The sequence below is a fragment of the Treponema denticola genome (assembly GCF_024181645.1).
Lineage (GTDB): Bacteria > Spirochaetota > Spirochaetia > Treponematales > Treponemataceae > Treponema_B > Treponema_B denticola_A.
Genome location: NZ_CP058624.1, coordinates 841,365 through 865,137 on the forward strand (window position 1 = coordinate 841,365; position 23,773 = coordinate 865,137).

Genomic DNA, 23,773 nt, shown 5'->3' on the forward strand with positions numbered 1-23,773 from the left:
AGTGCCGATAGCGTTTATCTATTATCTTTACTCAATTTTATACTGCAGCAGCAAAATTCTTAAATCTTCTTTGTTTGTTACACCGAAAAGACGGCATGCTGCTGCCATATCTTTTTTTACAACCGAAGTGCTTACATGATATTCGGCAGCAAGCTCTTCGTATGTTTTTCCGCCGTTTACCGTACCTTGAATAAAAAACTTTTGCCGATCCGAAATGCCGTAGTCCGACAAGCATAAGGCTGAGCCCTTGGCAGGGAGCGGAATTTCAGGACTAATAATTTCTTCAACAGGCAAAAGAAAGGATAGCTTTGATTCCAGTTTTTTATAGAGGCAGACCAGAAGCCCGAAGTGAAAAAGAGTAAGTGCAATTTCGAAGATTGCCATTTTTATATTAAACGAAAAATAAAGACCTATCGTAATGAGTATCCAGTACAAACAGAGTGCTGCGATCTTTTCTTTATAGCGGGTTTTAAAATCTCCGTTTACAAAAACCATAACGCAGCCTGCGGTAAAAAGGAGGGTGCCTATGCCGACAAAACCCATATGGGCGGTAACCCCGCCTTCGATAAAAAACAATAAATACGTAATCATTTTGCAGCCCGGTTTTATAAACAAAAAGACACACAAACAGGCGGCAACCGCATTAACGGCAACATCAATCCACCGTACAACCAAAATGAACCCGGCAAGAGGAATTTGAGTGGTAATATTAAGCACGAGTGCAACACACAACGCAAAAAAAGCGGATGCATACATAATACGGTTTACGGTAAAAAATTTTCTCATAACAGAGTTAGTATAAAAAAATACGCTATAAAATGCAAGTAGACGTAAATTAATGGTTAATGGGTAATTGGCAATTATGTGACATCGGTTACTTTTAAAATACGCTCATCTGTGCTATAATATACATGGGGAGGTGCCTATGAGTACTTCAAACAGAAAATACAAAGACTCGGTGTTTGTCGACCTTTTCAGTGAGGATGAAAAAGCAAAAGAAAACTTTTTGTCGCTTTATAACGCTCTGCATGGAACGGACTTGAAAGATACAGAGCAGCTAAAAACGGTCAGGCTCGATCAAGTTCTCTATATGACATTCTATAACGATGTATCTTATCTTGTCGATAACAAAATAATAGTCCTTGCAGAACATCAATCGACGATAAATCCCAATATGCCTCTCCGCTGTCTTGAGTATGTCAGCCGCTTGTATGAAACCCTCTTTGAATCAAAAGAAAAATACAGCCGTAAGCTCTTAAAAATTCCGGTTCCTGAGTTTTATGTTTTTTATAATGGTGAGGAACCATATCCTTCCGATAAAACTCTGAAACTATCGGAGTCCTTTATAGAAAGAGGAACGGAAACTAATCTTGAGTTGACCGTTAAAGTAATAAACATAAACCGGCAAAACCGTCATCCGGTATTGGAAAATTGCCGGACAATGCAGGAATACAGTATATTTGTGGAAACGGTGCGCAAGTGGAAAGAGATAGATAGTCAAAACGGTTTTGAAAAAGCCGTTGAAGAATGTATAGAAAATAATATTTTGCGTGAATATCTAAAACGCAAGACGAAGGAGGTATTGAATATGTTACTGGCAGAATATGATTATGAAACAGATATTGCAGTACAGCGAGCCGAAGAACATGAAATCGCCTTTGCCGAAGGAATTGAGCAAGGCATACAGCAAGGTTTTTCCGACGGTTCGTACCAAACAAAACTTGAAACAGCAAAACTTATGCGTATGCATAATTACCCCATTGCCGAAATTTGTACAATGACAGGTCTCAGTAAAGAAGAAGTGGAAGCGATTAACTAATTGGTAATGGAGAATGAATAATTGGTGAATACTTTTTAAAGTTTTTCGATTTCTTCTTTGGAAAGACCTGTTCCTCCGGCTATTTTAGTAATATCAAAGCCTACCCTTATTCAAGGTCAACCGGACAGGATGTCCGGTGGTTCCATTCTCGCGATGTTTTGCCGCAAGGCAAAACTCGAAGCTCAAAATCGGATACGGATGTACGATTTTGAGCGAGTAACCAAAGTTCTTTTTCGGTAACCTTGGTTCTTTTTAGCAATATGAGCCCGCTATTATGGATAAAACATTAAAATTGTGATACTATATACTTAAAGATTAGACTTACAGGATACTTAATATTAGACCTACAGGGTGTTTTTTTCCTCAAAAAAGGAGGATATAAGGATATGATGAGAAAACGTTTAACTTTTTTGAAAACTTTAATAACGGCAGTTGCCGTAATTGTACTTTTTACAGCCTGCGAGCAATTTCTGAAAGATCCGGAGGATTTTTTAAGCTATTGGGCGAGCGAAGCCTTTATCAAAGACCACAGCATCGGTTCAGCACATAGGCCGGACGGAGCAGGTGTTCCGTGTGTCGGCTCTTCGGAGCGCGTAGATATTACGCTTACAGTGCATAACCCGAAAAACTTTCCGCTCGTTATGCCGATTTCTTCGGCACCTGCGGGCATTGTCGAATTTAAAGAACTTTCTCCTCAGCCTGAGGCAGAAACTGACTATGAGCTGAAACCAACCGGTTCCGGCATGCTGAAGCTTACATATAAACCGTCCCTTTTACAAAAGTACGAACAAGGTTCAGGCAGTTTAAACCCGACCATCACCCTTAAAGCTAAAGACGGCAGGGTATTTAAGCAAACCTACACCTTCGGCATAAAATCGAACACCCCGCCGCCGAAACCTAAAGAAATCATAATTGCAAAGACAAACACATCTCCTTCGAAGTATGTGCTCTGCCTTAAATTCAATTCCACTGAAATGACAAAGACGGTAGCGATGAACTCCGGCACCGTACCGGTACACAAGGATATTGCAAAGATCACAATAAACGATGCCCATTACACTCTTTTATACAATGGCAACTCAGACTTTCAAATACCTGCGGGAACCACTCAGATAGGCTCGTTTATCGAACATGGGGATGTAGCTAAATTAACCGAAGACATACCGGCAGAAGGAGCGAGCTGGGTATTGTATTTTAAAACCGAGGTACCGGTAGAAAGCGCCAACGCGCAAACATCCTACACCATAACCTTGCGCGACGAAGGAGGCGTTGTTTCGGACAGCGTTACCCAAGATCTAGAAAAGAAATTTAAAGTTGAATTTGATGCAAACGGCGGAAATTACACGCCCAATACTCAATATATACTAAAGGGTGATAAGGTAACAAAGCCGTCACCGAATCCTGAAAGACCGGGTCATATCTTCGGCGGCTGGTATACTGACACCTCGTATTTAACACAATGGGACTTTGGCAGCAATACGGTAACAAGTAATATGAGGCTCTATGCAAAGTGGACGGAGGCGAATTACACCGTAAAATTCAGAGTTGCGGATGGAGAAGGAACATTGAAGGGAAGCTACGACGACGGCTCCTATCACAGCCAGACGGCTCAAAAAGACGGTGGTGAGGTAAAGCTTGAGAACGTTCCGCATGGGACGCAGGTAACCTTTACCGCAACGCCTACAGATCCAAACCAATACAAGGTTGGAGACTGGACTTGTACAGTTTCGGCAGACTTTACAGGAGCAAGCGGAAGCCAGACTGCCACGCTTACCGTAAAGGCAGATACAACTGTAACCGTACAATTTGTACAGCTTAAAGCCCTAACCCTGAATACGCTTAAAATACACGGACAAGACGCTAAAAGCGGTTCCGTTACACTGCCTTATGGCGTAACTAAAGTGGAGCAAAGCGATATAACACTTGAGTTTAGCGGACATCCGGGTATTCCGTTTACCGTAACTCCTACATTGCCGCTTAACTTAATGCCGGGAGAGACTAGAAACATTATCATAAATGTTGCGGCAAGTCCGGGCAATTACCCTGCGTGGTCAAAGACGGTAAGTATAACCTGCTCAAAAAACAATGTTGCAAACTTAACAAGTTTTAAGCTTAATGGAGAAACCAAAACAGCTCCTTTTGCAGGCGAATACACGGTAGCTTCCGATACGGCAACAGTAACGGACTTTACTTTTGATTCCGCCAGCACAGGAGCAACGGCAAGCGTAGCTCCTCAAGGAGCCGTAACCATTCCCGAAGGGACGGGAAAAAGTTTTACAATCACGGTAAAAGCTCAAGACGGTACTGTAAAACAGACCATAACGTTTACCGTAAAACGCAAAGAATACACCGTAAACTACAGCGTAGCGGGCGGACAAGGCAAGATTCAAGCCAATTCAGACGCTCCGGCAACAAACAGCAGCGTTTCAGTTGTGCACAACGGAAGCGTAACCTTTACCGCTCATCCCGATAATGGCTGGGAAGTAGACAGCTGGAAAGTTGACGGCATCACAGTATCAGGTCAAACGGGTACAACCTATACCCTTTCCAATGTAACCGGCAATAAAACCGTAACGGTCAAGTTTAAACCAGGCGTATTCGATTTAGCAGGCGGCCCCGATGCGTGGAAGCGCCTTAAAAAAGAAGTTGAAAAAACGGAAGGCGCCCATACCATCACTATCAGCGGGGAAATAACGGCAACGAACGACCCGGACAATAACGGAAAAATTAGTATCCGCAGAGAACTTATTATCAAGAGCAGCGGCTCTTCCGCCTCTTTGAATGCAAGCAATCTGTCGGGTATTTTTGATGTGAACAACAAGCTCACCCTTGAAAATATAACGCTTAAAAACGGCACAGAGCCCGGAAACCGCACAGGCGCCGGCGCATACGTAAACAGCACGCTCATTATGAAAGGCTCAAGCGCTATCACCAACTGCTCGGCGCACAAAGGCGGCGGCGTATACGTAAACAACGGTACGCTCATTATGCAAGACTCAAGCGCTATCACTAACTGCGAGGCAAATGATGGCGGCGGCGTATACGTAGCCGGCACATTCGAGATGAAAGGCAATGCAATCGTTACCCCCTCTACCGGCGGCGATGAAAACGTAAAGGGTAAAAACGACGTCTATTTAGCATCCGGCAAAAGCATTGACGTAACCGGCGCATTGAGCCACCACCCCGCCGCACGGATAACGCCTAACAGCTATACCGACGGCAGAGTCCTTGCAACGGGCGCTGCCGAAAAAGCAAACTTTACGGTAACGCCTAAAAACGGCAACGAACACTGGCGGTATAAAAAGAAGGACGGCGTTATAAAGTTTGTACCGGCAACACTGACGGTTACCTTTGTGAAAATAAAATGTGTTGAAGAACATGATGCCGGCCCTTCGGCAGAATATTACTGGCAGATGAAAGTTAACGGAGAGATGATAAGCGAAATCGAGGACCAAAGTGGCCAGTATTGGGTTGCGGGAGATGGTGATCATAAAGATATCGACGCAAGTTTTACCCGTAAATTCAACTTTTTCTCTTTAAATGAAACGATACCGGTAAATATCGAAATCTGGGAAGACGACAACGATGGCGATGACCATATCGGTACGACTGATGCAAAGCTGATGTATCATTACAATGCTGACGCATGGCAATGGGGGTATAGAGATTCTGGCCATGAGAACGGAAACCAAGGAGTAAATATTTATAAACAGATTAATGAAGGCTCTGCCAATGAAGTGGAATTTACGGAACAATACCGGCACAGCGAAGGCGACACCGATGTTACGATTAAAATAAGCTGGAAAGAGTAATGCAATTGGTAATTTGGTTTAATTGATAATGTATAATTAATAAAGTATAATTAATAATTGTTTGGGGAATTGATGTGAAGAAAAATTATGTAAAAACAGTACTCTGTGTGCCGGTGTTTTTGTGGATTATGGGAGCTTCCGTTCTTTTTGCCCAAGAGGTAAAAGCGGTTAAATTAAAAAAACCGCTAAGGCCGCAAAGTTCGCAAAGAGGAAAGTAAACAATACTTCAAACAAAGCTCCCCTTAAATTCCTTTGCGCTCTTAGTGCCCCTTGCGGTTAAATTAAAAGAAACCGCAAAGGCCGCAAGGAACGCCAAGGGAAAATTAAAGAATGTGTTATCAAATTGCCATCAAAATTCTTTGCGCTCTTAGCGTCCCTTGCGGTTAAATTAAAAGAAACCGCAAAGGCCGTAAGGAACGCCAAGTGCCGGTTTGGAAATTGCCGATTAATCCGCTGTGTTATGGTTGCTAGGGTGTTTAATAAACGTACCTCCTCTATTATACACTACGGTAGCTTGACTACTGTGATTACCCGTTATCTGACCGCTATTCCAGTTTACTGTTGGGCCGTAGCTGTTAAACTTCTCGATAGCTATGGCTGTTCCATGGCACTCAGTGCCAGCTACTTTTATATGACCTGATATTTTAGGACTGATATTATCGGCAGCACCGGCTTCTCCTATTGTCAGCGTCGATGCTCCTTTAATATATATACCTACGCCGTAGCATTCTGTCGTTATAGTGGAGCTGGCTGCTTTTGTATAAGAGTTATTTTTAATCTCGGTTTGTCCTTTTATAATCGTAGTCGAGCCAATTCCAAGCCATAAGCCGCAACCCTGAGGTATACAATTTGGGGAACTATTTGACCCTGTACAATCTATTTTATTATAACTTATTGAGCCGCCGATTATAAAAACTTTTACATTTTGATTTGGTATCACAATACCTGCCCCACAGTATGTCCCTACAGAGTCGGTTATTTTAATCGTGTTATATTCTACCCTCGTATTTACAAGTGTTAAGATGCTGTTTTGACAGTTATCGGAAACATATATACCCGCTCCGTAGCCATTTCTAATTTTACCGTTTTTAATAATTAGGTTTTTTAATGTGAGTTTAATATTTGATTCGTCCATTTCGAAGACACGGTGCTTATTATCGGCATTTAAAGTAGTGTAGCTGTCGGTACCGATTATTGTCAAGTTTTTTGTAACCTTTAGAGGGACGGTGGTAATGTCGGCTTTGATACTCTGATTAAATTTAATTGTATCACCGGAGTCAGCACCATTGATAGCACCTTGAAGCTCATTCCAGGTACTTATTGCAGCTTGATGTATCTTACTCAATACAGCCTTATTCTCTTCATGTTTAAGATTGATGACAAATCTATTATCGAGAAGTTTAAATTTTCCTATGTCCTCCTCTGTGAGGGTATAATTATTATCGCTTGTAATAACCTCCTTATTTTTAAAAAAGTCTATATTATAATATTTTATATTGATAGGTCGCTGAATCTTCGGCTCTTTTAAATAAAACTTTGCATAGTCGTAGACGATTCTTTCAATATATATTTGATTATCAGAATCAAACGTTATCCTATCTTCCATGTGTAATTTACTGTTGCCTACTAAGTAGAAGTCTTTTCCTGTATTATTGGTTGCCGTATTAAATTGTATGGTAACTTTTTTAAGATATATATCCGAACCCTTTCCATATATTGCACCTCCGGTTTCAGCCTTTCCTTTACTAAGCTTTATATTTTCAGGCTTAAGGAGGGCGTTGGTATTTACATAGAAAATGCGGTTTTTATTGTCTGCATCAAGACTTGCATTATTTTTACCCACTATGTGTACATCGTTGTTTATGAGAATTTGGCCTTTGTTATTGTCAGCATCTGTAGCTTTTATTGTACCGTCAATTTTTATTGCACTCCGTTTAGTTACAGCCGTCTTAAGAATTCCCCATACAGGTACTGCAGAGTGTTGTGCTTTTATTGTATTAAAAACCTTGTAATGGTAGGTTTGTTTTTTACTTTGAGGAAAGCCGCCGTCTTCTGCCCAAAGTTCAAGTGTATAAGCTGCTCCATCCTCATTTGCGGTAAGACTTATTTGTGAAGGATTCGATACAGGAGTACCGTTTAGCTTAGCCTTTATCACAACTCCGCTGCCGTAATTTCCGAAAGCTTCCAATTTTATCTCATCTTTGTATGCCGTGTAAATTTGTATTGGGTTTGAGGATGATGAGTTTGTCTTATTTATATCGGTAATTATATCGCTTCCGGTTGAGTAAATACCTGTATTAATATAATCAGTAGGATCAGTTATCCTATTAAGCTTAATTGTAGGATAGGGCAACTGCGTTCCTGATGTTATCTGATTAGATTGAAGACCTTTTCTATCCGCTAACCGGATTGTATAGTTTACTGCTGCACCTGTATCTACTTTAATATCGGTTTTATATCGGATTACCCAATCGGCACTTACTGCAAGAGGTATAGAAGAACCGTCCAAGGTTGATAGACTGCTGCTTCCTACAAAATTATCATCGTGACTAAAGTCCGATGCCCCGAAGGTAAGACTATAGGGTGCCGGTTGAGGGGCATCTCCTTTTCTTATTAATATTTTTAGTTTGTTGTCGGAACCATCATTGCCGTCGCCGTGTAAAAACTGTGAGCCGTTTATTATTGCGTTAATGTTTTCACCCTTCAAGCATAAAACATAGTATGACGGATTGCCGTTTGTTTTTAATAAGGCTATTTGTTCAAGATTGGGAGGCGAGGTATTTACTCTCAACTTAAAGGAGTGAGTTAAAAATTTTCTGCCTTCTTTATTATAAATAGTTATTTCAGGGTTTAAGTCATATCTACCCCATTCGTTTTTCTTTAGAAAGGCTTCTTTTAAGGTAAGCTTGAGCTCCTTAGAACCATTTCGAGTAAGAGTGTAATCCGTGCTGTACTCGGGGGGGGGAGCCCGAGCCTGAGCCTATTGTTCCGCTCCCGAATCTCACTATATCGGAAGGGGCTCCTGAATCTTCAGGTGTCTGTATGACATAGTTTTGCGGATTTGTAAGTTTTATGGTTATGGTTTTGTCTGCATCGCTTGTAAGACAAGGATAGCCGTTGCTGTCCTGCTCGGTAGAGGGGATAATGGTATCCGTAACAAAAACCCTTGATGACCAATACTTAAAGTCTTTTTCGATATCGTCTAAAAACTGTTTACAGCCTGCAAAAAGAATAAATAAAATTCCTATAATTAAAAACAATCTTTTACGCATATTTTCCCTCCTGTCAGAAGCCAAATTGCAAATTGTTAGTTCGTTGTAGGTTTCTATTAAACGGCCTTCCTCTCTTTTATTGTAAACCATTTTACCGCAAAAGTATATAGTTTGCACAGTATAATTGTAAAAAAAATATAATTATTTTTAAATTGCCGTATTGAACTTTTAGGGCTTTTTGAGTATAATTCTTTCTTGTTGATCCGTTAGCTCAGTTGGATAGAGCGGCTGCCTCCTAAGCAGCAGGTCGGACGTTCGAATCGTCTACGGGTCATTTTTTTAATTCGTGCAGGGCATCAAATGGATAGATTCCTTTAACATCCGTAAGCACTACATTATCGAGCGATGAACCGAAGATTACCGGCGTATCTCCGCCCATAAATTCCGAAATAACCTGCCTGCAGGCTCCGCAGGGGCTTACGGGATAGTCCGCATCGGGCGTTGCAATAGCGATGGCCTTAAAATCCGTTTTTCCTTCAGAAACCGCTTTAAATATTGCAGTCCGCTCTGCACAGTTTGTAAGGCCGTACGAGCGGTTTTCTACATTTACACCCGTTACAATCGAATCGTCTTTTAACAAAATAGCCGCTCCTACATGAAAATTGGAGTAGGGGGCATAGGCATTTTTTGCAGCCTTAAGGGCTTTTTTGAATAAGTTTTCTAACTGACTTGAAATTTCCATAAAAGTAGTATATCATACTTTCTATGTTATTTAAAGGAAAAAATAAATTTATTTTTATCGGTGTAATAATTCTTCTTGTTATATATATTTTTGCCGCTGCCGTTCCCATGCGGAAGGATATTTACTTGATGCCTAAGTGGTCTTCGCCTATGCCTAAGGTTCAAACCGGACAAATTTATTTCGGAGAGGCGGGGGCATCCGCCGATGAACTTAAACAAAAATTTGCCGGAAAAACTCCGGTTCCTTTTTCTTTGGGCAATTTGTTCGGGTATTTTACTGAGGACGGCGAAATTTTGAGGGCCGAAGCTGCGGAAGAAAGATTCAGCGCTTCCTTTTATGCTTGGACAAAATATTCTCAAAAGCCTCTTTTTACGGATATTTATAAGCCTGAGGAATTCGATTTGGAAAAGCCTTTTTTGCGTATCGATAAGCCCGGCTATGTTTATCTCGACAAGGATAGAATCTTTTTGTTTGAGCCTGAAGGTTCTTCTATTTCAGAATATGATAATACCGGTAAAAAATTATGGAACTATACCCATACCTTTCCTATAACGGCTTTTCAGTCATCTAAGGCCGGCTGTGTTGTAGGTCATTCGGACGGGCTTTTAGTATGCCTCGATTCCGAGGGAAACACTCTTTTTAGTTTTTACCCCGGAGGCAGCACCTATCAGGCGATAATGGGGGCTGCAATTTCGGAAGACGGAAAACAGGTTCTCTGCTTATGCGGTCTTGACAAGCAAAGGGTTGTGCTTATAAATATTTCGGGCCGTCAGCATAAAATAGTATATCACTCATATTTTGAAGAAGACTTAAGAAGACAGGCCTTTGCTTCATTTGATAAAGCGGGGCATTTTGCCGTTTTTGAATCCGCTGAAGGAATAGGTATTATTGATTGTAGAAATTTAACTCTTTCGATTCTAAAAGAAGAAGGTTTTATTGCAGGCTTGGGATTTCAAGATAAAAACGCCTTACTTACGGTGCTTCTTCAAAAAGATGATGAATGTTCTCTTTTGTTGATAGACCCTCCCGATTTGATGATGGGAAAAACGAAATTTAAGTCTGAAAATGCCTTTTTAATTCAAAAGGAAAATAAAATCTACATAGGTACCGATGAAAAGATTAGTGCATTGGATATACGGGGGCTTTAAATGAAAAAAAATCTTTATATATTTTTGTTCTTTATGACTTTTTTATACTCTTATTCCTTTGAATGGCCTGTAGAAAATCCTTTGCTTTTGCGTTTATTTGCTCAAAGGGATGAGGCTTCCGTTTCACAGTCTTTGGTGTTTAAAGAAGTTGATACGGTTAGGGCTTCGGGCTACGGTAAACACATAATAAGTATCGAGGAAAAAAATAGCAGCCGCTTTTTCCCAAGCACCTTGGGAAACGCTCTTGTCTTTATAGATGATGAGGGGCTTCAAAGTATTTATGCAAATCTTTCCGATACGGATTTATTTACATCCAGAAAAGAAACCGAAGCCGGTTCTATTTTAGGATATGCAGGAAAATCGGCATGGACTGAAGAAAAGAGTTTGATTTTTCAGGTTGCGGACGTCCGAAACAATGTTTTAATAAACCCTCTTTTATTTATGCCTGAGATTGAAGAAAAAACGGAGCCTCAAATTCAAAATACCGTTTTAATAAACGGTGATAAGCAGACAATCAGTTTGGAAACTGTAAAAAAAATAAAACAAGGTTCCTATGACCTTTATTCTTCAATCTCCGATTCAGCCGAAAAAGGGGGTCCGCAGCTTGCTCCTTTTAGAATTACGGTTTCAATTAACGGAATGAATATATCGGATCTTCCCTTTGAGGTTTTGAGCTCAGACGGTAAAGACCTTTATTTGCAAAATAAAAAATCGTCTTTATCCCTTTTATATGAAAAAGAAGGTACGATGCATTTGGGAAAAATAAATTTACCTTCAGGAAAGATTGAGCTTATAATTACCGTCCTCGACAAAAGCGGAAATCAAAAAAAGGCTTCTTTTATTTTTCAGGTAGAATAGATTTTTAAAATCATGTTATTTTAAAATAAGGCTATTCTTTCCATTTCTTTTTTTATATCGATGTCCCAATATTCCAAACAGATAGGACAGTTGAGCCCGTGTTTTTCTAACAGCTTAGACAGGTTTATAAAGTCTTCTTTTGAAACGGGGTTGTGTAGATCGCTTTTTCCGTCATTGGAATGAAGATGCATGTAGGCTATGTGTTTTTGATTATTGGAAAACCAGTTTTCGATTTTTTCGCCCGAAACCAGAGCATGTCCCCAATCGAGGTTTAATTTTACTTGAGGCAGGGCGACGGCTTCTATAAGTTTTGCAGCGAGGCGGCTGTCCTTTTCGCAGACGTTTTCTAAAACCACACAGCCCTTAAAGCCAGAATTTTCTACGGCCTCGTTAAAAAATTCCGCATTGCTTTTTAAGAACAAATCGAATTTAAAATCTTCTTTAAACCAAGGCATAATCTGGGTATGAAAAATTATAAAATCAAGGTTCAAGAGCTTTGCAAAAAATAAATCCCTCTTGTACATTTTTCTGCTGTAAGCGGCTATGTCCCTATTAAAAGAAGCTATATTTAAATCGATAAAGCTGCCGTGCATGGATTTCATTCCTTTTAAATAGGGCAGCTTTTTTTCGTATTCGTTTAAAAGAGAGTAAATCTCCGAGTCGGTTAAACATGGCTCGGTAAAATCTTGAAGTTCAAGTCCTAAATTAAGCTCATTAAAAAGATTAAGATCAAAATCAGCGATTGTCCTGACAGCCTTAATCAGCTTGTTTTTCATAAAAAGTTTTTAGTTTTGCCTCTTCAAAATTTTTTCGATATTTAATTCACCTGCAAAGCAGGGAATGTTTATATCCCAGTTTTCCAAGACCTGAGGATTTACTTCCCCGAATATGCCTATTTGTTCTCCATTGTAAAGAAGGCCTGCCTGCCTGCCCGGAATAAAGCGGGGGTCGTCGGTTTCGCAAACCTTGTATTCTATTCCGAGGTAGTATAAGAGGTTTGCCGCCTCGCTTGCTGCCGTGTTAAAGTTGGCATTTTGTTCTGCAGTTAAAAAGCCTAGGCTTTGGGCTGTCCTTGTGCCTGTGGAGTCGGTGCCGTCAAAAAAGGCTATCTTTCCGGTCTCGAATATTTTGTGCGGATAGACTGCATTTGCAGAACCCATCTCAGCATTTAAAAGAGAGGGGAGAATAGAGTTGCGTACAAACTGATAGTTTTCGGACATCGGGTTTGAAATCTCGATAACCGAAGCTTCATCTATACACATTCTTTCAATATAGTCTTTTTTGGAGCCCAAATAATTAAAAATCATTTCCTGATAGCCCATGCCTGTCATAAGCCCCTTTATTTTTCGGCTTAGCATTGTTGCAGGCAAAAGCCTTCCGATTGTAAATTCGTTGGGTGTTTCGGGCGTAAAGAAATTGACGGTTTTACCCATCATTACATCTTCGATTATGTCCACTTCATGAAGAAAATCGTTGCGGTAGGGGGATGGTTTCAGCCTAATCTTGTTTCCCGAAATTTCGGTTTCTGAGTCCATGCGTTTTAGAGCATCGGCAATTTCTTCCGCCTTAAAAGAAGAGCCCAAGAGCTTGTTGACGGCTTCCACTGAAGTTTCTGCATTTTCTTGAAAATAAAACGGGGTAGTAACGGTTTTTCCGTATCCCGTTTCATAAGGATGCTCTATTTTAACGGGTAGAATCGTATATCCGCAGTCGGCAAAGTCGCATGCGACTATATTTGCTGAAAGCAAAATGCTTGTCATATCCGTGCCGGTAAATTCGACAAAAAGATCGGTGTCTCCTGCTTGAACGGCCCCTATCTTAGCACTGTTTATAACGGGAGGCATTGAAAGGACTTCTCCGTTTGCATCCTTCAAAAGAGGGAAGTGCTTTTTGTCTTCAAGCAATGAGGCATACTCGATTCCCTTGGGGTGTTCCTTTAGGATTTTGCGGCATAAAAGAGGTTTTTCCATATCGAGCGGAGTAAACTCTGTTTTGTCGGGATCTACGGCCGTGTATTCGATTGGCCATTTTATAAGTTTTGAGCGGTAAACGCCCATTGAAACGGTTTTTCTTTTTCTTCCGAAGTTGCGGCAAAGTTTTTCCTGTGTTTGGATTATATCGGCAAGCATGAGCTCGTCTATGGGCTTACCCGAAATTACAAAGCCTGCCGCAAAGGGGCGGATTTCTTTAAGCTCCGGCGAGACCTTAACCCTGCGCTCGGCTGAGTCTTGCGTTTTTTCTTTTGATGAAAGGAAGCTTTGATAGTTTTTTGTATTTGATTTTCCTCCTGCATGGATGCGTAAAAGCCTTGCAAGGCCTGCCGTAGACCAAAGGTCGGGACGATTTGTATCGTTTAATTCTATCTTAATTATGCGCTCTTTTTCGGGAAGCGAGGTGTCCGGTTTTTCGTCAAGTTCTGCCTTGGCTGATGTTAAAATTTCTTCAAGTTTGCCGTAGTCATGCTTTGCACCGAGCTTCGCTTCAAGTTCTGCTCCTAGCATCTTAAAAAAAAGGGATTCATTTACTTCAATCTTAGGCATCTTATCCTCCGCAGTTAAAAAAACTGAAGAGGATTATATCATAAATTATGGCTTTGTACAAGTATCGATATATTTTCTAAAAACAGCAATCTTTGCAGCTAATAAAGCAAAAACCCACTGAAAAAACGTGCGGCATTTTATACGACAGTCCATCAAAAAAAGAAAAGTCTTATTACGGATTGAAAATATATAAGTGTAGACCGGATATATAGTTGTAAGATAAGCGGATGATGGGAGTCGAACCCACGTCTCCAGCTTGGAAGGCTGGGGTAATAGCCGTTATACGACATCCGCAAGACTCGGATATTATATAGATTTTTAAAATTTATGTCAATACTTTTTTTTAAAAAAAACATAAAAATTGTAGGCACACAAAGGCGGGCTATTACAGAAAAAATCTATTGAGCTTGGCTGCCTTAAAGTCTGTTTATGCTTAATAAAACCGAATCTATGGTGGGAATTATCATTTTGGGTTTGATTTCGTGTTTTACCGATAATAATTTGTAAAAGACACTGAACGCTTCCTGTATTGATTTTCCTATTCGGCTTTTAAAATTCATCTTTGCTTTCAGCATCCATTTCGATATATATATCATTCCTAACAACACAATAGCTTTTTCAAATCCGCGTAGTAGGGCTTGATGAGTTATATCTATGCTTCCTATGCTAAAAATTATCTTGCCTATGGGTGGGAAAAGGTTGAAAACGGTAATTGCCGTAAACATAAAGATTAAATTTAAAAAATTAAGTTTTTGTCTGTCGGCTGCACAAAGAATCAGGGCAGCTCCCAAAACAAGGGCTTGTACCGGTAAAAAAGGCACAAAGAGTAAGATTAAAAAAAGGCTTATACCCGAACCTATTCTAAGATACCTGTCTCTTAAAGTCCGGCTTTTTGTTTTTTCAGTTTCGTTTTCACTCTTATAATGTCTTACCGCTTGTGAATTATCAGGGACAAAATCGAATCTTTCGGCCTTTACTCTTTGATACCAGACGGATTGTATTTCAAATTCGGATGCAAACCAGCCTAAAAATAAGGCCGTTAAGGTGCCTAAAGAAAACACGGGCGGAATTACGTAGACAGCCGATTTTCCGAACATGAGTAAGACTGCTAAAAGAAATTGCAGGCTGTTTGAAACAAAGGCCCCTGCCAAACTTATCCCCATAAAAGAAATTGTTTTTCGCGGAATTTTTCTCATGGCATACATTAACAGCCCCGAGGAAAATGTTCCGATTGCGGAAAAAAGAACAATATAGGAAAAAAGAGTTCCCGAAATAAGGGCTTGACCTAAAACCTTTATAACTAAAAGAAGTACAAAGGCCGGAAAAGAGAAGAGGTCTATGCCTAAAATTATGGGCAGATTGGCCAAGCCGATTCTAAAAAAAGGAACCGGCTTGGGTATCATTATCTCGATTGCCGAAAGAAAAAAACAAAATCCTCCGAACAATGGAATAAGGGAATCCGCCTTTTTTGCTTTTAATGACAACCTGAGCATCCGCAGCCGCAAGCGTCTTCGTCATATTCATGACCGCACCCGCATCCGCAGCCTCCGGACATTTGCTGCATCAAAGCCTGCAATTCTTCTTCGGTGGTCTTTTTTACCGATAAGACTTTTACATCAAAGTGGAGGGTTTCTCCTGCCAGCGGATGATTTGCATCTATGGTAATCTTGTCGCCGTCTATTTTTGTAATTCTTACAATTCGGGCGTGATGACCTTCACCTGCTTCAAAGTCCATACCGACTTCAAGTTTTACACCCTCAGGGAACTGAGCTCTGGTTGTTTCTACTATCATGTCATCAAAGACTTCGCCGTAGGCTTCTTCAGGAGGAACAACCTGCTTAAACTCGGCTCCTTCTTCTTTGCCTTCAAGGGCTTTTTCCAAGCCTGAAATAATCATATTATATCCGTGGATATACTCCAATGGACCCATTACATCGGACGAGTCAAGGACTTCGCCGTTAGCATCTTTCAGTGTGTATTCCAAACTGACTGTTGTGTCTTTTTCTATTTTCATCATAAAGATAATACATATTTTATAAACAAAAATCAAGACTAATACCGATTAAGATATCCTTAAGTTTTCATGATTCCGGACCTAAGTTTACCCCTTGATTTTTTATATAAAATGACTTAAACTTAATCTAATGCAGTTATTGCAGGATTCAACAATGTACCGGAGGACAAAATGTTACCTTTTTATTTTCTTTCAATCACAACAAATTTGATTATGGGACTTATTCTTGTATTTTTTGACAAGACTGTCAGAGGTGATGAGCCGGCTGACCGTGAAAATAGATATCCTGTTTTAAGGGACGCAACCTTTTTGCTATTGCTTACAATATTTTCCGGGTTTACGGCAATTTCAAAAATGTTAAGTCCTATTGGAACCAATATAGTAATCTTGGGCGATTTTTTACCCGTTGTTGCAGGACTTGCAGGTTCGATAGTATTTTTAGGAAGATATTTGGAGTCCAATTCAAATATTACCTTACCGGATTTTTTCGGCTTAGTAAAAAATTATGACGAAATAATCGGTTATGTATGTTTGGCTTCTTCCGTCCTACACCTGTTATTTTCAAAGGCTATCTTTCTTTAATATTGCCGTATTTGGATTTACAGGTAATAGAGTTTTAATTTATGAAGCGGTCCGCTCTTTTTTTCTTATTTTTTATTTTTTTAAGTCTTTTGTCTTGTTCAAAGGAAGATGCTTTGCAGACATTGGATTTGCCGCCGGATTCGGCTATGAACGATGCGAACCGCTTTGCCTTAATAATCGAAACCTATGTTTCTCTTTTAGATAAGCCGGGAAATGACGGCATAACCGTCTCGCACGCCCGAAAACTGGATGTTTTTCCCGTTGAGGGGCTCGAGATTGTAAAAGAAGATGGAGAACAGATTCTTTGGGTAAACCTAGGAAAAGGCTGGATTCAAAGGTCAAGTGTTCAACTTTATTCTTCTAAAGAAAAAGTATTGACTGCGGCTAAAAAATTAAAATAAAGGCCTTTTTTTGCCGATATAGGAGCTATGAAGTCTTTTGCTGTTTTATCCGCCTATGATATTTCGGAATATTCGTTTAAAAAACTCGAAAGCGGCATCATCCCATTTGAAGCCTCTTTCCGTGCGGCTGCGGCCTTTCCCGATTGCAAAAAAATTATTATTTTAACCTCCGCTTCTTGTGAAGCCTCTATCGTTTCCATATTAAAAAATATAAAATCGGATGAGCTAAAAATAGAGTGGAAGGTTAAGGTTTTGGAAAAAATAAGTCCGCAAGCCATATTTTCCGAGGCTGCAAAAGAAGCCGAAGCGGAATCTTCCGGTTTTGAAAATGTTTTCTTTTTGCATGGTGATGAGTCTTTTATCGATTTAAATGCAACGGAAAAACTTTTTAAGCAGCATTTGGAATACAGGGCAGAATACAGCTTTGCCGACGGATACCCTGAGGGCCTTATCCCTGAAATTCTTACATCCGGCCTTTGTCCTATTCTTGCAAAGCTTTCCGAAAATGAAACTTTGTTTGAGCGCTCTTTTATTTTTGATACGATAAAAAAAGAAATAAACAGCTATGATATTGAAACTATGATAGCCCCCTTCGATTTAAGGCATCTAAGGCTCCGCTTTGCAGCCGACTCAAAACGGAATGCTCTTTTATGCAGCCGCTTTGCAGGCATAAATGCTGAAAACTATGCAAAACTGATTGAAGAAAAAAAGGCGGAGCTTTTTACTCTTCCTGCATATTACGGTATTGAGATAAATTCTTCCTATCCTTTAAAATCGATATATAAGCCGAATGAGGTTTTAGGGCTTGCGGAAAAAAAAGAAATGGATAAGGCTGCTCTTTTTTCTCTTATCGAAAAAATTGCAGAATATTCCGATGATGCCGTAATTTCTCTTTCGGTTTTTGGAGAGCCTTCAATGTATCAGGATTGCCTTTCGGTAATCGAAAAAATTTTGTCGTTTCCGAAGTTATCCGTTTTGATTGAAACTTGCGGTTTATATTGGCCTTCATCATTTATAGATAGGCTTGAAAAAGTTATTTATGTCTCTCCCAAAAGAAAAAACAAGATGCTTCCGGTTTATTGGATTGTATGTATTGATGCGGTCAGTTCAGGAATGTATGCTAAGGTGCACGGCCTTTCCGAAGATGAGGCAAACATTAAATTAAAACAGGCTCTTACTTTTACCGACAGTTTAAAAAAAGTTTTTCCCGATGCCGTATGGGCTCAAATTATGCGGATGAAAGAAAACGAGATAGAGGTTGAGCCCTTTTATCGTTTTTGGAAAAATTTGGGTGTTAATGTAATTATTCAAAAATACGATACCTTTTGTAAATTGCTTGAAGATAAAAGAGTTGCAGACTTATCGCCTTTTAATAGACATCCATGCTGGCATTTAAAAAGGGATATGTATATTTTGGCTGACGGCTCGGTGCCTCTTTGCAAAGAAGATGTTAAAAGAAATAATATTTTAGGAAATGCTTTTTCGGACAGCTTAGACTCAATCCGTAAAAAAACATTCGAGGTATATAAGAAGCATTTGGAATGCAGATACGGAGATTTGTGCGGAGCCTGCGATGAATACTATACCTACAATTTTTAATGAACGGAAAATCCCTTATACGGTTTTAGGAAAAAGTTCAGGCGATTTTAAAGCTCCTGTTTCCGTTTTGGTATTAAACCGAGGTGCCCGATATTATCTTTCTTCTCTTTTTCAAAACCTGATAGATTTAGGTTTTAACTCAATAGTTTTTGTGGACAGCTCAAAGCGGGGGTTTGAGGTAGAGGCTTTGTCTTCTCAATTCCCTGAAGTAAAATTTTTACTTCCGCTTGAAAAGGTTACTGCAGGGGAGATGATTAATCTCGGTATTTCGGAGGTATCTTCGGATTATGTTATGGTTTTGTGGAACGATATGGCTTTGTCATCTTCAGCCTCTCCTGAAACCGTGATAGATACCCTTACCCAATCGGATGTAATCTGTGTAGCTCCGGTTTTAATCGATGAAAAAAATGCTCTCATTCCCGTTCAAATTGTTCCTTCTCTTACTCGCAGAGATTTTTCGACGGAACAATTTTTGTGCAGAAAAGATTTAACTCATACAATTTATATGTATGATTTTGCCGGTATTTATAATCGGGAAAAATTTATCGAGATGGGAGGCTTTGATTACACTATAGAAAATCCTTATTGGCAAAATTTGGATTTCGGATTTAGAGCCCATCTATGGGGTATGGAGATTCTTATTTCAAATTTATATAAAATGAAATATGCCGGAGCTTGTCCCCTTGAAGATATTTCCGCAGATGATTCTTATATAAAATTTTACTTAAAAAATTTAGCGCCTATTGTAGGTAAAAAAGGAGGGGGCTTGCCTTGGTATTTATTTTTTTCTTATGCGATAAGGTCAGGCTTAAATCCTTTTAAGGCCTATAAATATTTTAAGGCTGTACAAGACTGGGTGCATATAAACAAATACCGTTTTGTAAAATCACCTCAAGACTTAATTTGTAAATGGGAGCCCAGCGTATGATTGGTTTATACGAAGGAACGGCCGTAATTGTTCAAGCTCGATTAAGTTCCAAGCGTTTGGTTAGAAAGGCTTTGTTGGACTTGGGTGACAGGCCTATATTATACAGGGTTTTGGATTCGGTTAGAGAATTACCTGCCGAACATTTTATTTTGGCCTGCGATACCAATTCAAAAAAAGAATTTCAGCCCATAGCCGAATCCTTGGGTTATCTTTGTATTGACGGTTCCGAAGAAGATGTTTTAAGGCGTTTTTGTGATGCCATTGAGTTTATAAATTCCAATTTTCCGAATAGACCTTTAAAGGCCGTCATCAGGGTTACAGCCGATAATCCCTTTCTTTTTGTGCAAGCTGCCGAAGCCTCAATCCGCCGTTATTTTGAATTGGGAGACCCCGATTATTTTACTTACACAGGTCTTCCGCACGGATCGGGTATAGAAATTATCAAGGCCGATTCTCTTTTAAAAGCCGCTTCCGAAACCGATGACGAATACGCTCATGAGCATGTGTCTCCTGCAATTTACGGCCATTCCGATAAATATAGATGTGTCAGAGAGACAGCTCCGCCTGTGTGGTATTATCCCGAACTGCGGACTACCGTTGATACCGCCGAAGACTATGAAAAAGCAAAAGAAATTTATAAGTACTTAATTTCAAATAAGAAGACGGTTCCGTTTACGCCTGCCGACATAGTTGAGGCTGTAAGTTATGCCGATAGGTTGGTTGTATTTTGTCCCTCGGTTACTCCGGGCAGGGGAAGCGGACATTTGCACAGGGTTTGCGATTTAACGAGAGCTCTTTTAGGAAAGTTAAGATGTTTGATTTATATATCCGAGTCGGATTATCCTAATTTTTCAAAATCTCTTTTAGATTCCATTCCTTCCGAAATAATCGTAAATGAGTTCCCCAAAAAAGCGGCTCTAATCGTATTGGACAGGTTTAGAACATCTGAAGATGAGATGGCTTTTTTTAAGAATAGGGGGCCTGTTATCGCAATTGACGATGGCGGCACCGGCCGAAGATTTGCCGATTTTATTTTGGATATACTACCTTCACTTAAAAATGTAAGTTCGTCTGATGATGATTCCGGCTCCGAATGGATTTATAATCTTTTTTCACCGGAATTTATTTCTCTTCCCGTTAATCGAAAAAAATATTTTCCATTAAAAACTTTGCAAAAAAGTAAACGTATCCATTTAGATCCGCCTAAAACAAAGGTTCTTGTAGTTTGCGGCGGAGAAAATTCTTATAGGATGACCCTTCCTATTGCACAAATTCTAGCCTCCTTAAAATTCGACGTTTCTGCAATAGATATAAATTTAAGCTTTGAAGATATAAAACGGCTTGAAGGAAAGGTTAAAGCTTTTTCAAGAATCGATAATTTAAAAGAACGGCTTTATGAATGGGATTTGGTTGTAACCCATTACGGGTTTACGGCTTTTGAAGCCTTGGCTGCAGGATGCTATGTGCTTTTGGTTTCTCCTACCGACTATCATTATAAGTTAGGTTTAGCAGCCGGCTTTACATCTCTTCCTGCAGGGATACCTTCCAGTACCGACTTTGCTAATGCCTTTTCTCATGGAATTAAAATACCTAAGATTATTACGCCTTATTCTGAATCAAAGAATTTATCTTCTCTGATAAAAAATTTGTCTTTCGGTTCACGGTATCTCTGTCCTATTTGCGGAGAAGACGGTACCTCCGAAATTACAGCCAGAACTCCCGATAGGACTATGGCACATTGTTTAAAGTGCGGAATGTACCATATTTCTTTTATAATAAGTCCTCCAAAACAATATACCAAAACTTATTTTTTTGATGAGTACAAGGCCCAATACGGTAAAACCTACTTAGAGGATTTTGAGTCTATAAGAAAGCAGGGTATGCGCCGAATGGAAATTATCGATAAACTTTATATAGATATTTTTTATAAAAAAAGGGAATACAGTATTTTTGACGGTGAAAAGAAAATATTGGATGTAGGCTGTGCCTACGGCCCCTTTGTCCTTGCTGCAAAATATTCGGGTTGGTATGCCGTCGGAACCGATATTTCGGAAGCCGCCGTAAAATATGTAACGGACGAGTTAAAGCTGCCGGCCTTTGTTTCGGCTTTTCCGATTCTCCCGAAAACCTATGAGTATATTTACCAAAAACGAATGACGGGAAACGGATTTGAATCGGTTTCAAGACCTATTGAAGACGGAGGTTTTGCGGCCCTTTCTATGTGGTTTGTTATCGAGCATTTTAGGGACTTGGATTCCGTTTTAAAAAAAGTAAACGATCTTTTAATGCCGGGCGGTATTTTTGCTTTTTCAACTCCAAACTTTTCCGGTGTTACGGGAACTTTTTCGCCCTATAAATTTTTTGCAGAAAGTCCTACCGACCATTATTCAATATGGGATGCAAAAACCGTAAAGGATCAACTCAATCTGTACGGCTTTAAAGTTTTAAAGGTTGTTTCGATAGGCCATCATCCTGAAAGATTTAAGTGGTGTAAAAATCTTAAAAAGAACGGAATACTTTGGAACATAGTTATGGCCATAGGCATGGCTATAAGTAAACTTTTTAAACTGGGAGACAGTATGGAAGTTTATGCAATGAAACAGGGAAGACTGGAGGATATAAAATGAAAAAATATGTTTTAGCCTTTGATCAGGGAACTACGAGCTGCAGGGCAATCTTGTTCGATAAAGACGGAAAAAAAATTGCAACTGCCCAGCAGGAGTTTTCTCAAATTTTTCCTAAGCAGGGCTGGGTCGAGCATGATGCTATGGAAATATGGGGAAAGCAAAGCGGTGTAGCCCGCGAAGTTTTGGAAAGAAGCGGAGTTTCCACCCAAGAGATTGCTGCAATCGGAATTACCAACCAGCGGGAAACAACCGTTGTCTGGAACAAAAAGACAGGCCGTCCCGTTTATAATGCCATAGTTTGGCAGTGCCGCAGAACCGCCGATATCTGCGATGCTCTTAAAGAAAAAGGCCTTTCCGATTCTATCAGAAAAAAAACCGGCTTGATAATAGATGCTTATTTTTCGGGAACCAAGATAAAGTGGATTTTGGATAATGTACCCGAAGCAAGAACTCTGGCCGAAAAAGGCGAGCTTCTTTTCGGAAACATCGACACTTGGCTTATCTGGAATTTGACCAGAGGTAAGGTGCATGTAACCGATTATACAAACGCATCCCGCACCTTGCTTTTTAATATTCACACTCTGCAATGGGATAAGGAGCTTTTAAAGGCTATGGATATCCCCGAATCTATGCTGCCCGAAGTCAAACCTTCAAGTTATGTTTACGGCTATACCGATGAGCATACATTCGGGGGAGCTAAGATTCCGATTGCGGGGGCTGCAGGTGATCAGCAGGCTGCTCTTTTCGGGCAAGCCTGTTTTGAAGAAGGTTCTGCAAAAAACACTTATGGAACCGGCTGCTTTATGTTAATGAATACCGGAGAAAAGATAATAGAATCAGAAAACGGGCTTCTTACGACTATTGCCTTCGGTATAGATAATAGTGTAAAATATGCCTTGGAGGGAAGTAGTTTTATAGCCGGTGCTGCAGTTCAATGGCTGAGAGATGAGTTAAAACTTATCTATACTGCCCACGAAACGGAATACTATGCAGGGCTTGTAAACGACACAAATGGAGTTTATTTTGTTCCCGCCTTTTCAGGTCTGGGTGCACCCTACTGGGATATGTATGCCCGCGGTGCTCTTTTGGGCTTGACAAGGGGGGCAAAAAGAGAGCATATTGTAAGAGCGGTCTTGGAAGCCATCGCCTATCAAACAAAGGATGTCCTTTATGCTATGGAAAAGGATTCCAAGATAAACTTAAAATCGCTTAAAGTAGACGGCGGAGCTTGTGCCAATAATTTTTTAATGCAGTTTCAGTCGGATATTTTAAATGTGCCTGTTTTACGCCCCTACGAAAAAGAAACGACGGCTTTGGGAGCTGCCTATCTTGCAGGTCTTGCCGTAGGCTTTTGGAAAGAACAGGGCGAAATAAAACGGATACAGGATATCGAAAGGGAATTTAGGCCGGATATGGAAGAAGAAAAAAGAAAGACTCTCTATGCCGGATGGAAAAAGGCTGTAGAACGCTCAATGAAATGGGCCTAAAGTT

Annotated in this window: 19 protein-coding genes and 2 tRNA genes; 12 read left to right on the forward strand and 9 right to left on the reverse strand. The window is 40.0% G+C overall.

Annotated elements, in window-relative coordinates; translation table 11 throughout:
* Positions 1-27: 27 nt before the first annotated feature.
* Positions 28-786 (reverse strand): hypothetical protein, encoded by a 759-nt coding sequence (locus tag HO345_RS03890; protein ID WP_366796546.1) that lies wholly within the window; start codon positions 784-786, stop codon positions 28-30.
* Positions 787-925: 139 nt separating this feature from the next.
* On the opposite strand from HO345_RS03890, the gene HO345_RS03895 reads away from it, so the two are divergent.
* The 3 genes from HO345_RS03895 to HO345_RS03905 all read left to right on the forward strand — a co-directional run bounded on the left by HO345_RS03895 (position 926) and on the right by HO345_RS03905 (position 5,849).
* Positions 926-1,819 (forward strand): Rpn family recombination-promoting nuclease/putative transposase, encoded by an 894-nt coding sequence (locus HO345_RS03895; protein WP_253684010.1) that lies wholly within the window; start codon positions 926-928, stop codon positions 1,817-1,819.
* A gap of 389 nt (positions 1,820-2,208) precedes the next feature.
* The gene (locus tag HO345_RS03900) at positions 2,209-5,631 is read left to right on the forward strand and encodes an InlB B-repeat-containing protein (protein ID WP_253684586.1); all 3,423 of its coding nucleotides are present in this window, start codon (positions 2,209-2,211) and stop codon (positions 5,629-5,631) included.
* Positions 5,632-5,705: 74 nt separating this feature from the next.
* Positions 5,706-5,849, forward strand: a complete 144-nt coding sequence (locus tag HO345_RS03905; RefSeq protein ID WP_253684012.1) for a hypothetical protein — start codon at positions 5,706-5,708, stop codon at positions 5,847-5,849.
* A gap of 227 nt (positions 5,850-6,076) precedes the next feature.
* Here HO345_RS03905 and HO345_RS03910 read toward each other — a convergent pair whose 3' ends face one another.
* Both HO345_RS03910 and HO345_RS03915 read right to left on the reverse strand, forming a co-directional pair.
* A complete protein-coding gene (locus HO345_RS03910; protein WP_253684014.1) occupies positions 6,077-8,422 on the reverse strand; it encodes a right-handed parallel beta-helix repeat-containing protein in 2,346 nt (781 codons plus the stop codon).
* A gap of 124 nt (positions 8,423-8,546) precedes the next feature.
* A complete protein-coding gene (locus HO345_RS03915; RefSeq protein WP_253684016.1) occupies positions 8,547-8,903 on the reverse strand; it encodes a hypothetical protein in 357 nt (118 codons plus the stop codon).
* Between the two features lie 200 nt (positions 8,904-9,103).
* On the opposite strand from HO345_RS03915, the gene HO345_RS03920 reads away from it, so the two are divergent.
* Positions 9,104-9,177: transfer RNA gene (locus HO345_RS03920), tRNA-Arg, on the forward strand.
* Here HO345_RS03920 and HO345_RS03925 read toward each other — a convergent pair.
* Positions 9,175-9,585 carry a cytidine deaminase gene (locus HO345_RS03925; RefSeq protein WP_253684018.1) on the reverse strand — a complete coding sequence of 137 codons (411 nt, stop codon included), beginning with the start codon at positions 9,583-9,585 and terminating at the stop codon, positions 9,175-9,177. The two genes, HO345_RS03920 and HO345_RS03925, sit on opposite strands and share 3 nt — an antisense overlap.
* Before the next feature lie 23 nt (positions 9,586-9,608).
* Here HO345_RS03925 and HO345_RS03930 point away from each other — a divergent pair, with 23 nt between their 5' ends.
* Entirely contained in the window at positions 9,609-10,733 is a 1,125-nt protein-coding gene (locus HO345_RS03930) for a hypothetical protein (protein WP_253684019.1), read from the forward strand.
* The gene (locus tag HO345_RS03935; protein ID WP_253684021.1) at positions 10,734-11,591 is read left to right on the forward strand and encodes a hypothetical protein; all 858 of its coding nucleotides are present in this window, start codon (positions 10,734-10,736) and stop codon (positions 11,589-11,591) included.
* A gap of 20 nt (positions 11,592-11,611) precedes the next feature.
* Here the strand turns inward: HO345_RS03935 and HO345_RS03940 are convergent, their stop codons facing one another.
* The 5 genes from HO345_RS03940 to HO345_RS03960 all read right to left on the reverse strand — a co-directional run bounded on the left by HO345_RS03940 (position 11,612) and on the right by HO345_RS03960 (position 16,148).
* Entirely contained in the window at positions 11,612-12,367 is a 756-nt protein-coding gene (locus tag HO345_RS03940) for a TIM barrel protein (protein ID WP_253684022.1), read from the reverse strand.
* 9 nt (positions 12,368-12,376) lie between these two features.
* Positions 12,377-14,131 carry a phenylalanine--tRNA ligase subunit beta gene (pheT, locus tag HO345_RS03945; protein ID WP_253684024.1) on the reverse strand — a complete coding sequence of 585 codons (1,755 nt, stop codon included), beginning with the start codon at positions 14,129-14,131 and terminating at the stop codon, positions 12,377-12,379.
* A 222-nt stretch (positions 14,132-14,353) separates the two neighbouring features.
* Positions 14,354-14,425 (reverse strand) — tRNA-Gly (locus HO345_RS03950).
* Between the two features lie 122 nt (positions 14,426-14,547).
* Positions 14,548-15,624 (reverse strand): Gx transporter family protein, encoded by a 1,077-nt coding sequence (locus HO345_RS03955; RefSeq protein ID WP_253684026.1) that lies wholly within the window; start codon positions 15,622-15,624, stop codon positions 14,548-14,550.
* A complete protein-coding gene (locus tag HO345_RS03960) occupies positions 15,606-16,148 on the reverse strand; it encodes an FKBP-type peptidyl-prolyl cis-trans isomerase (protein WP_010697639.1) in 543 nt (180 codons plus the stop codon). The genes HO345_RS03955 and HO345_RS03960 overlap by 19 nt, the downstream gene beginning before the upstream one ends.
* A 168-nt stretch (positions 16,149-16,316) precedes the next feature.
* Between HO345_RS03960 and HO345_RS03965 the strand changes: the two genes are divergently transcribed.
* From HO345_RS03965 to glpK, 6 genes are read left to right on the forward strand one after another with little or no spacing between them, the layout of a single operon-like run.
* Positions 16,317-16,727, forward strand: coding sequence for a hypothetical protein (locus HO345_RS03965; RefSeq protein WP_253684028.1), 411 nt, complete (start codon positions 16,317-16,319; stop codon positions 16,725-16,727).
* Between the two features lie 41 nt (positions 16,728-16,768).
* A complete protein-coding gene (locus tag HO345_RS03970; protein WP_253684030.1) occupies positions 16,769-17,128 on the forward strand; it encodes a hypothetical protein in 360 nt (119 codons plus the stop codon).
* Between the two features lie 27 nt (positions 17,129-17,155).
* The gene (locus HO345_RS03975) at positions 17,156-18,727 is read left to right on the forward strand and encodes a spiro-SPASM protein (RefSeq protein ID WP_253684032.1); all 1,572 of its coding nucleotides are present in this window, start codon (positions 17,156-17,158) and stop codon (positions 18,725-18,727) included.
* Positions 18,702-19,655: a glycosyltransferase family protein gene (locus tag HO345_RS03980; protein ID WP_253684033.1), complete on the forward strand. Its 954-nt coding sequence runs from the start codon at positions 18,702-18,704 to the stop codon at positions 19,653-19,655. Before HO345_RS03975 ends, HO345_RS03980 begins: the two co-directional genes overlap by 26 nt.
* Positions 19,652-22,282 (forward strand): bifunctional glycosyltransferase/class I SAM-dependent methyltransferase, encoded by a 2,631-nt coding sequence (locus HO345_RS03985; protein ID WP_253684035.1) that lies wholly within the window; start codon positions 19,652-19,654, stop codon positions 22,280-22,282. Before HO345_RS03980 ends, HO345_RS03985 begins: the two co-directional genes overlap by 4 nt.
* Positions 22,279-23,769, forward strand: a complete 1,491-nt coding sequence (glpK, locus tag HO345_RS03990; protein ID WP_253684037.1) for a glycerol kinase GlpK — start codon at positions 22,279-22,281, stop codon at positions 23,767-23,769. The genes HO345_RS03985 and glpK overlap by 4 nt, the downstream gene beginning before the upstream one ends.
* Positions 23,770-23,773: the final 4 nt, after the last annotated feature.

Coding starts and splice junctions, on each gene's coding strand:
- HO345_RS03890 (WP_366796546.1), bottom strand. CDS start 786: ATGAGAAAATTTTTTACCGTAAACCGTATTATGTATGCATCCGCTTTT.
- HO345_RS03895 (WP_253684010.1), top strand. CDS start 926: ATGAGTACTTCAAACAGAAAATACAAAGACTCGGTGTTTGTCGACCTT.
- HO345_RS03900 (WP_253684586.1), top strand. CDS start 2,209: ATGAGAAAACGTTTAACTTTTTTGAAAACTTTAATAACGGCAGTTGCC.
- HO345_RS03915 (WP_253684016.1), bottom strand. CDS start 8,903: ATGCGTAAAAGATTGTTTTTAATTATAGGAATTTTATTTATTCTTTTT.
- HO345_RS03925 (WP_253684018.1), bottom strand. CDS start 9,585: ATGGAAATTTCAAGTCAGTTAGAAAACTTATTCAAAAAAGCCCTTAAG.
- HO345_RS03930 (WP_253684019.1), top strand. CDS start 9,609: ATGTTATTTAAAGGAAAAAATAAATTTATTTTTATCGGTGTAATAATT.
- HO345_RS03935 (WP_253684021.1), top strand. CDS start 10,734: ATGAAAAAAAATCTTTATATATTTTTGTTCTTTATGACTTTTTTATAC.
- HO345_RS03940 (WP_253684022.1), bottom strand. CDS start 12,367: ATGAAAAACAAGCTGATTAAGGCTGTCAGGACAATCGCTGATTTTGAT.
- pheT (WP_253684024.1), bottom strand. CDS start 14,131: ATGCCTAAGATTGAAGTAAATGAATCCCTTTTTTTTAAGATGCTAGGA.
- HO345_RS03955 (WP_253684026.1), bottom strand. CDS start 15,624: ATGCTCAGGTTGTCATTAAAAGCAAAAAAGGCGGATTCCCTTATTCCA.
- HO345_RS03960 (WP_010697639.1), bottom strand. CDS start 16,148: ATGATGAAAATAGAAAAAGACACAACAGTCAGTTTGGAATACACACTG.
- HO345_RS03965 (WP_253684028.1), top strand. CDS start 16,317: ATGTTACCTTTTTATTTTCTTTCAATCACAACAAATTTGATTATGGGA.
- HO345_RS03970 (WP_253684030.1), top strand. CDS start 16,769: ATGAAGCGGTCCGCTCTTTTTTTCTTATTTTTTATTTTTTTAAGTCTT.
- HO345_RS03975 (WP_253684032.1), top strand. CDS start 17,156: ATGAAGTCTTTTGCTGTTTTATCCGCCTATGATATTTCGGAATATTCG.
- HO345_RS03980 (WP_253684033.1), top strand. CDS start 18,702: ATGAATACTATACCTACAATTTTTAATGAACGGAAAATCCCTTATACG.
- HO345_RS03985 (WP_253684035.1), top strand. CDS start 19,652: ATGATTGGTTTATACGAAGGAACGGCCGTAATTGTTCAAGCTCGATTA.
- glpK (WP_253684037.1), top strand. CDS start 22,279: ATGAAAAAATATGTTTTAGCCTTTGATCAGGGAACTACGAGCTGCAGG.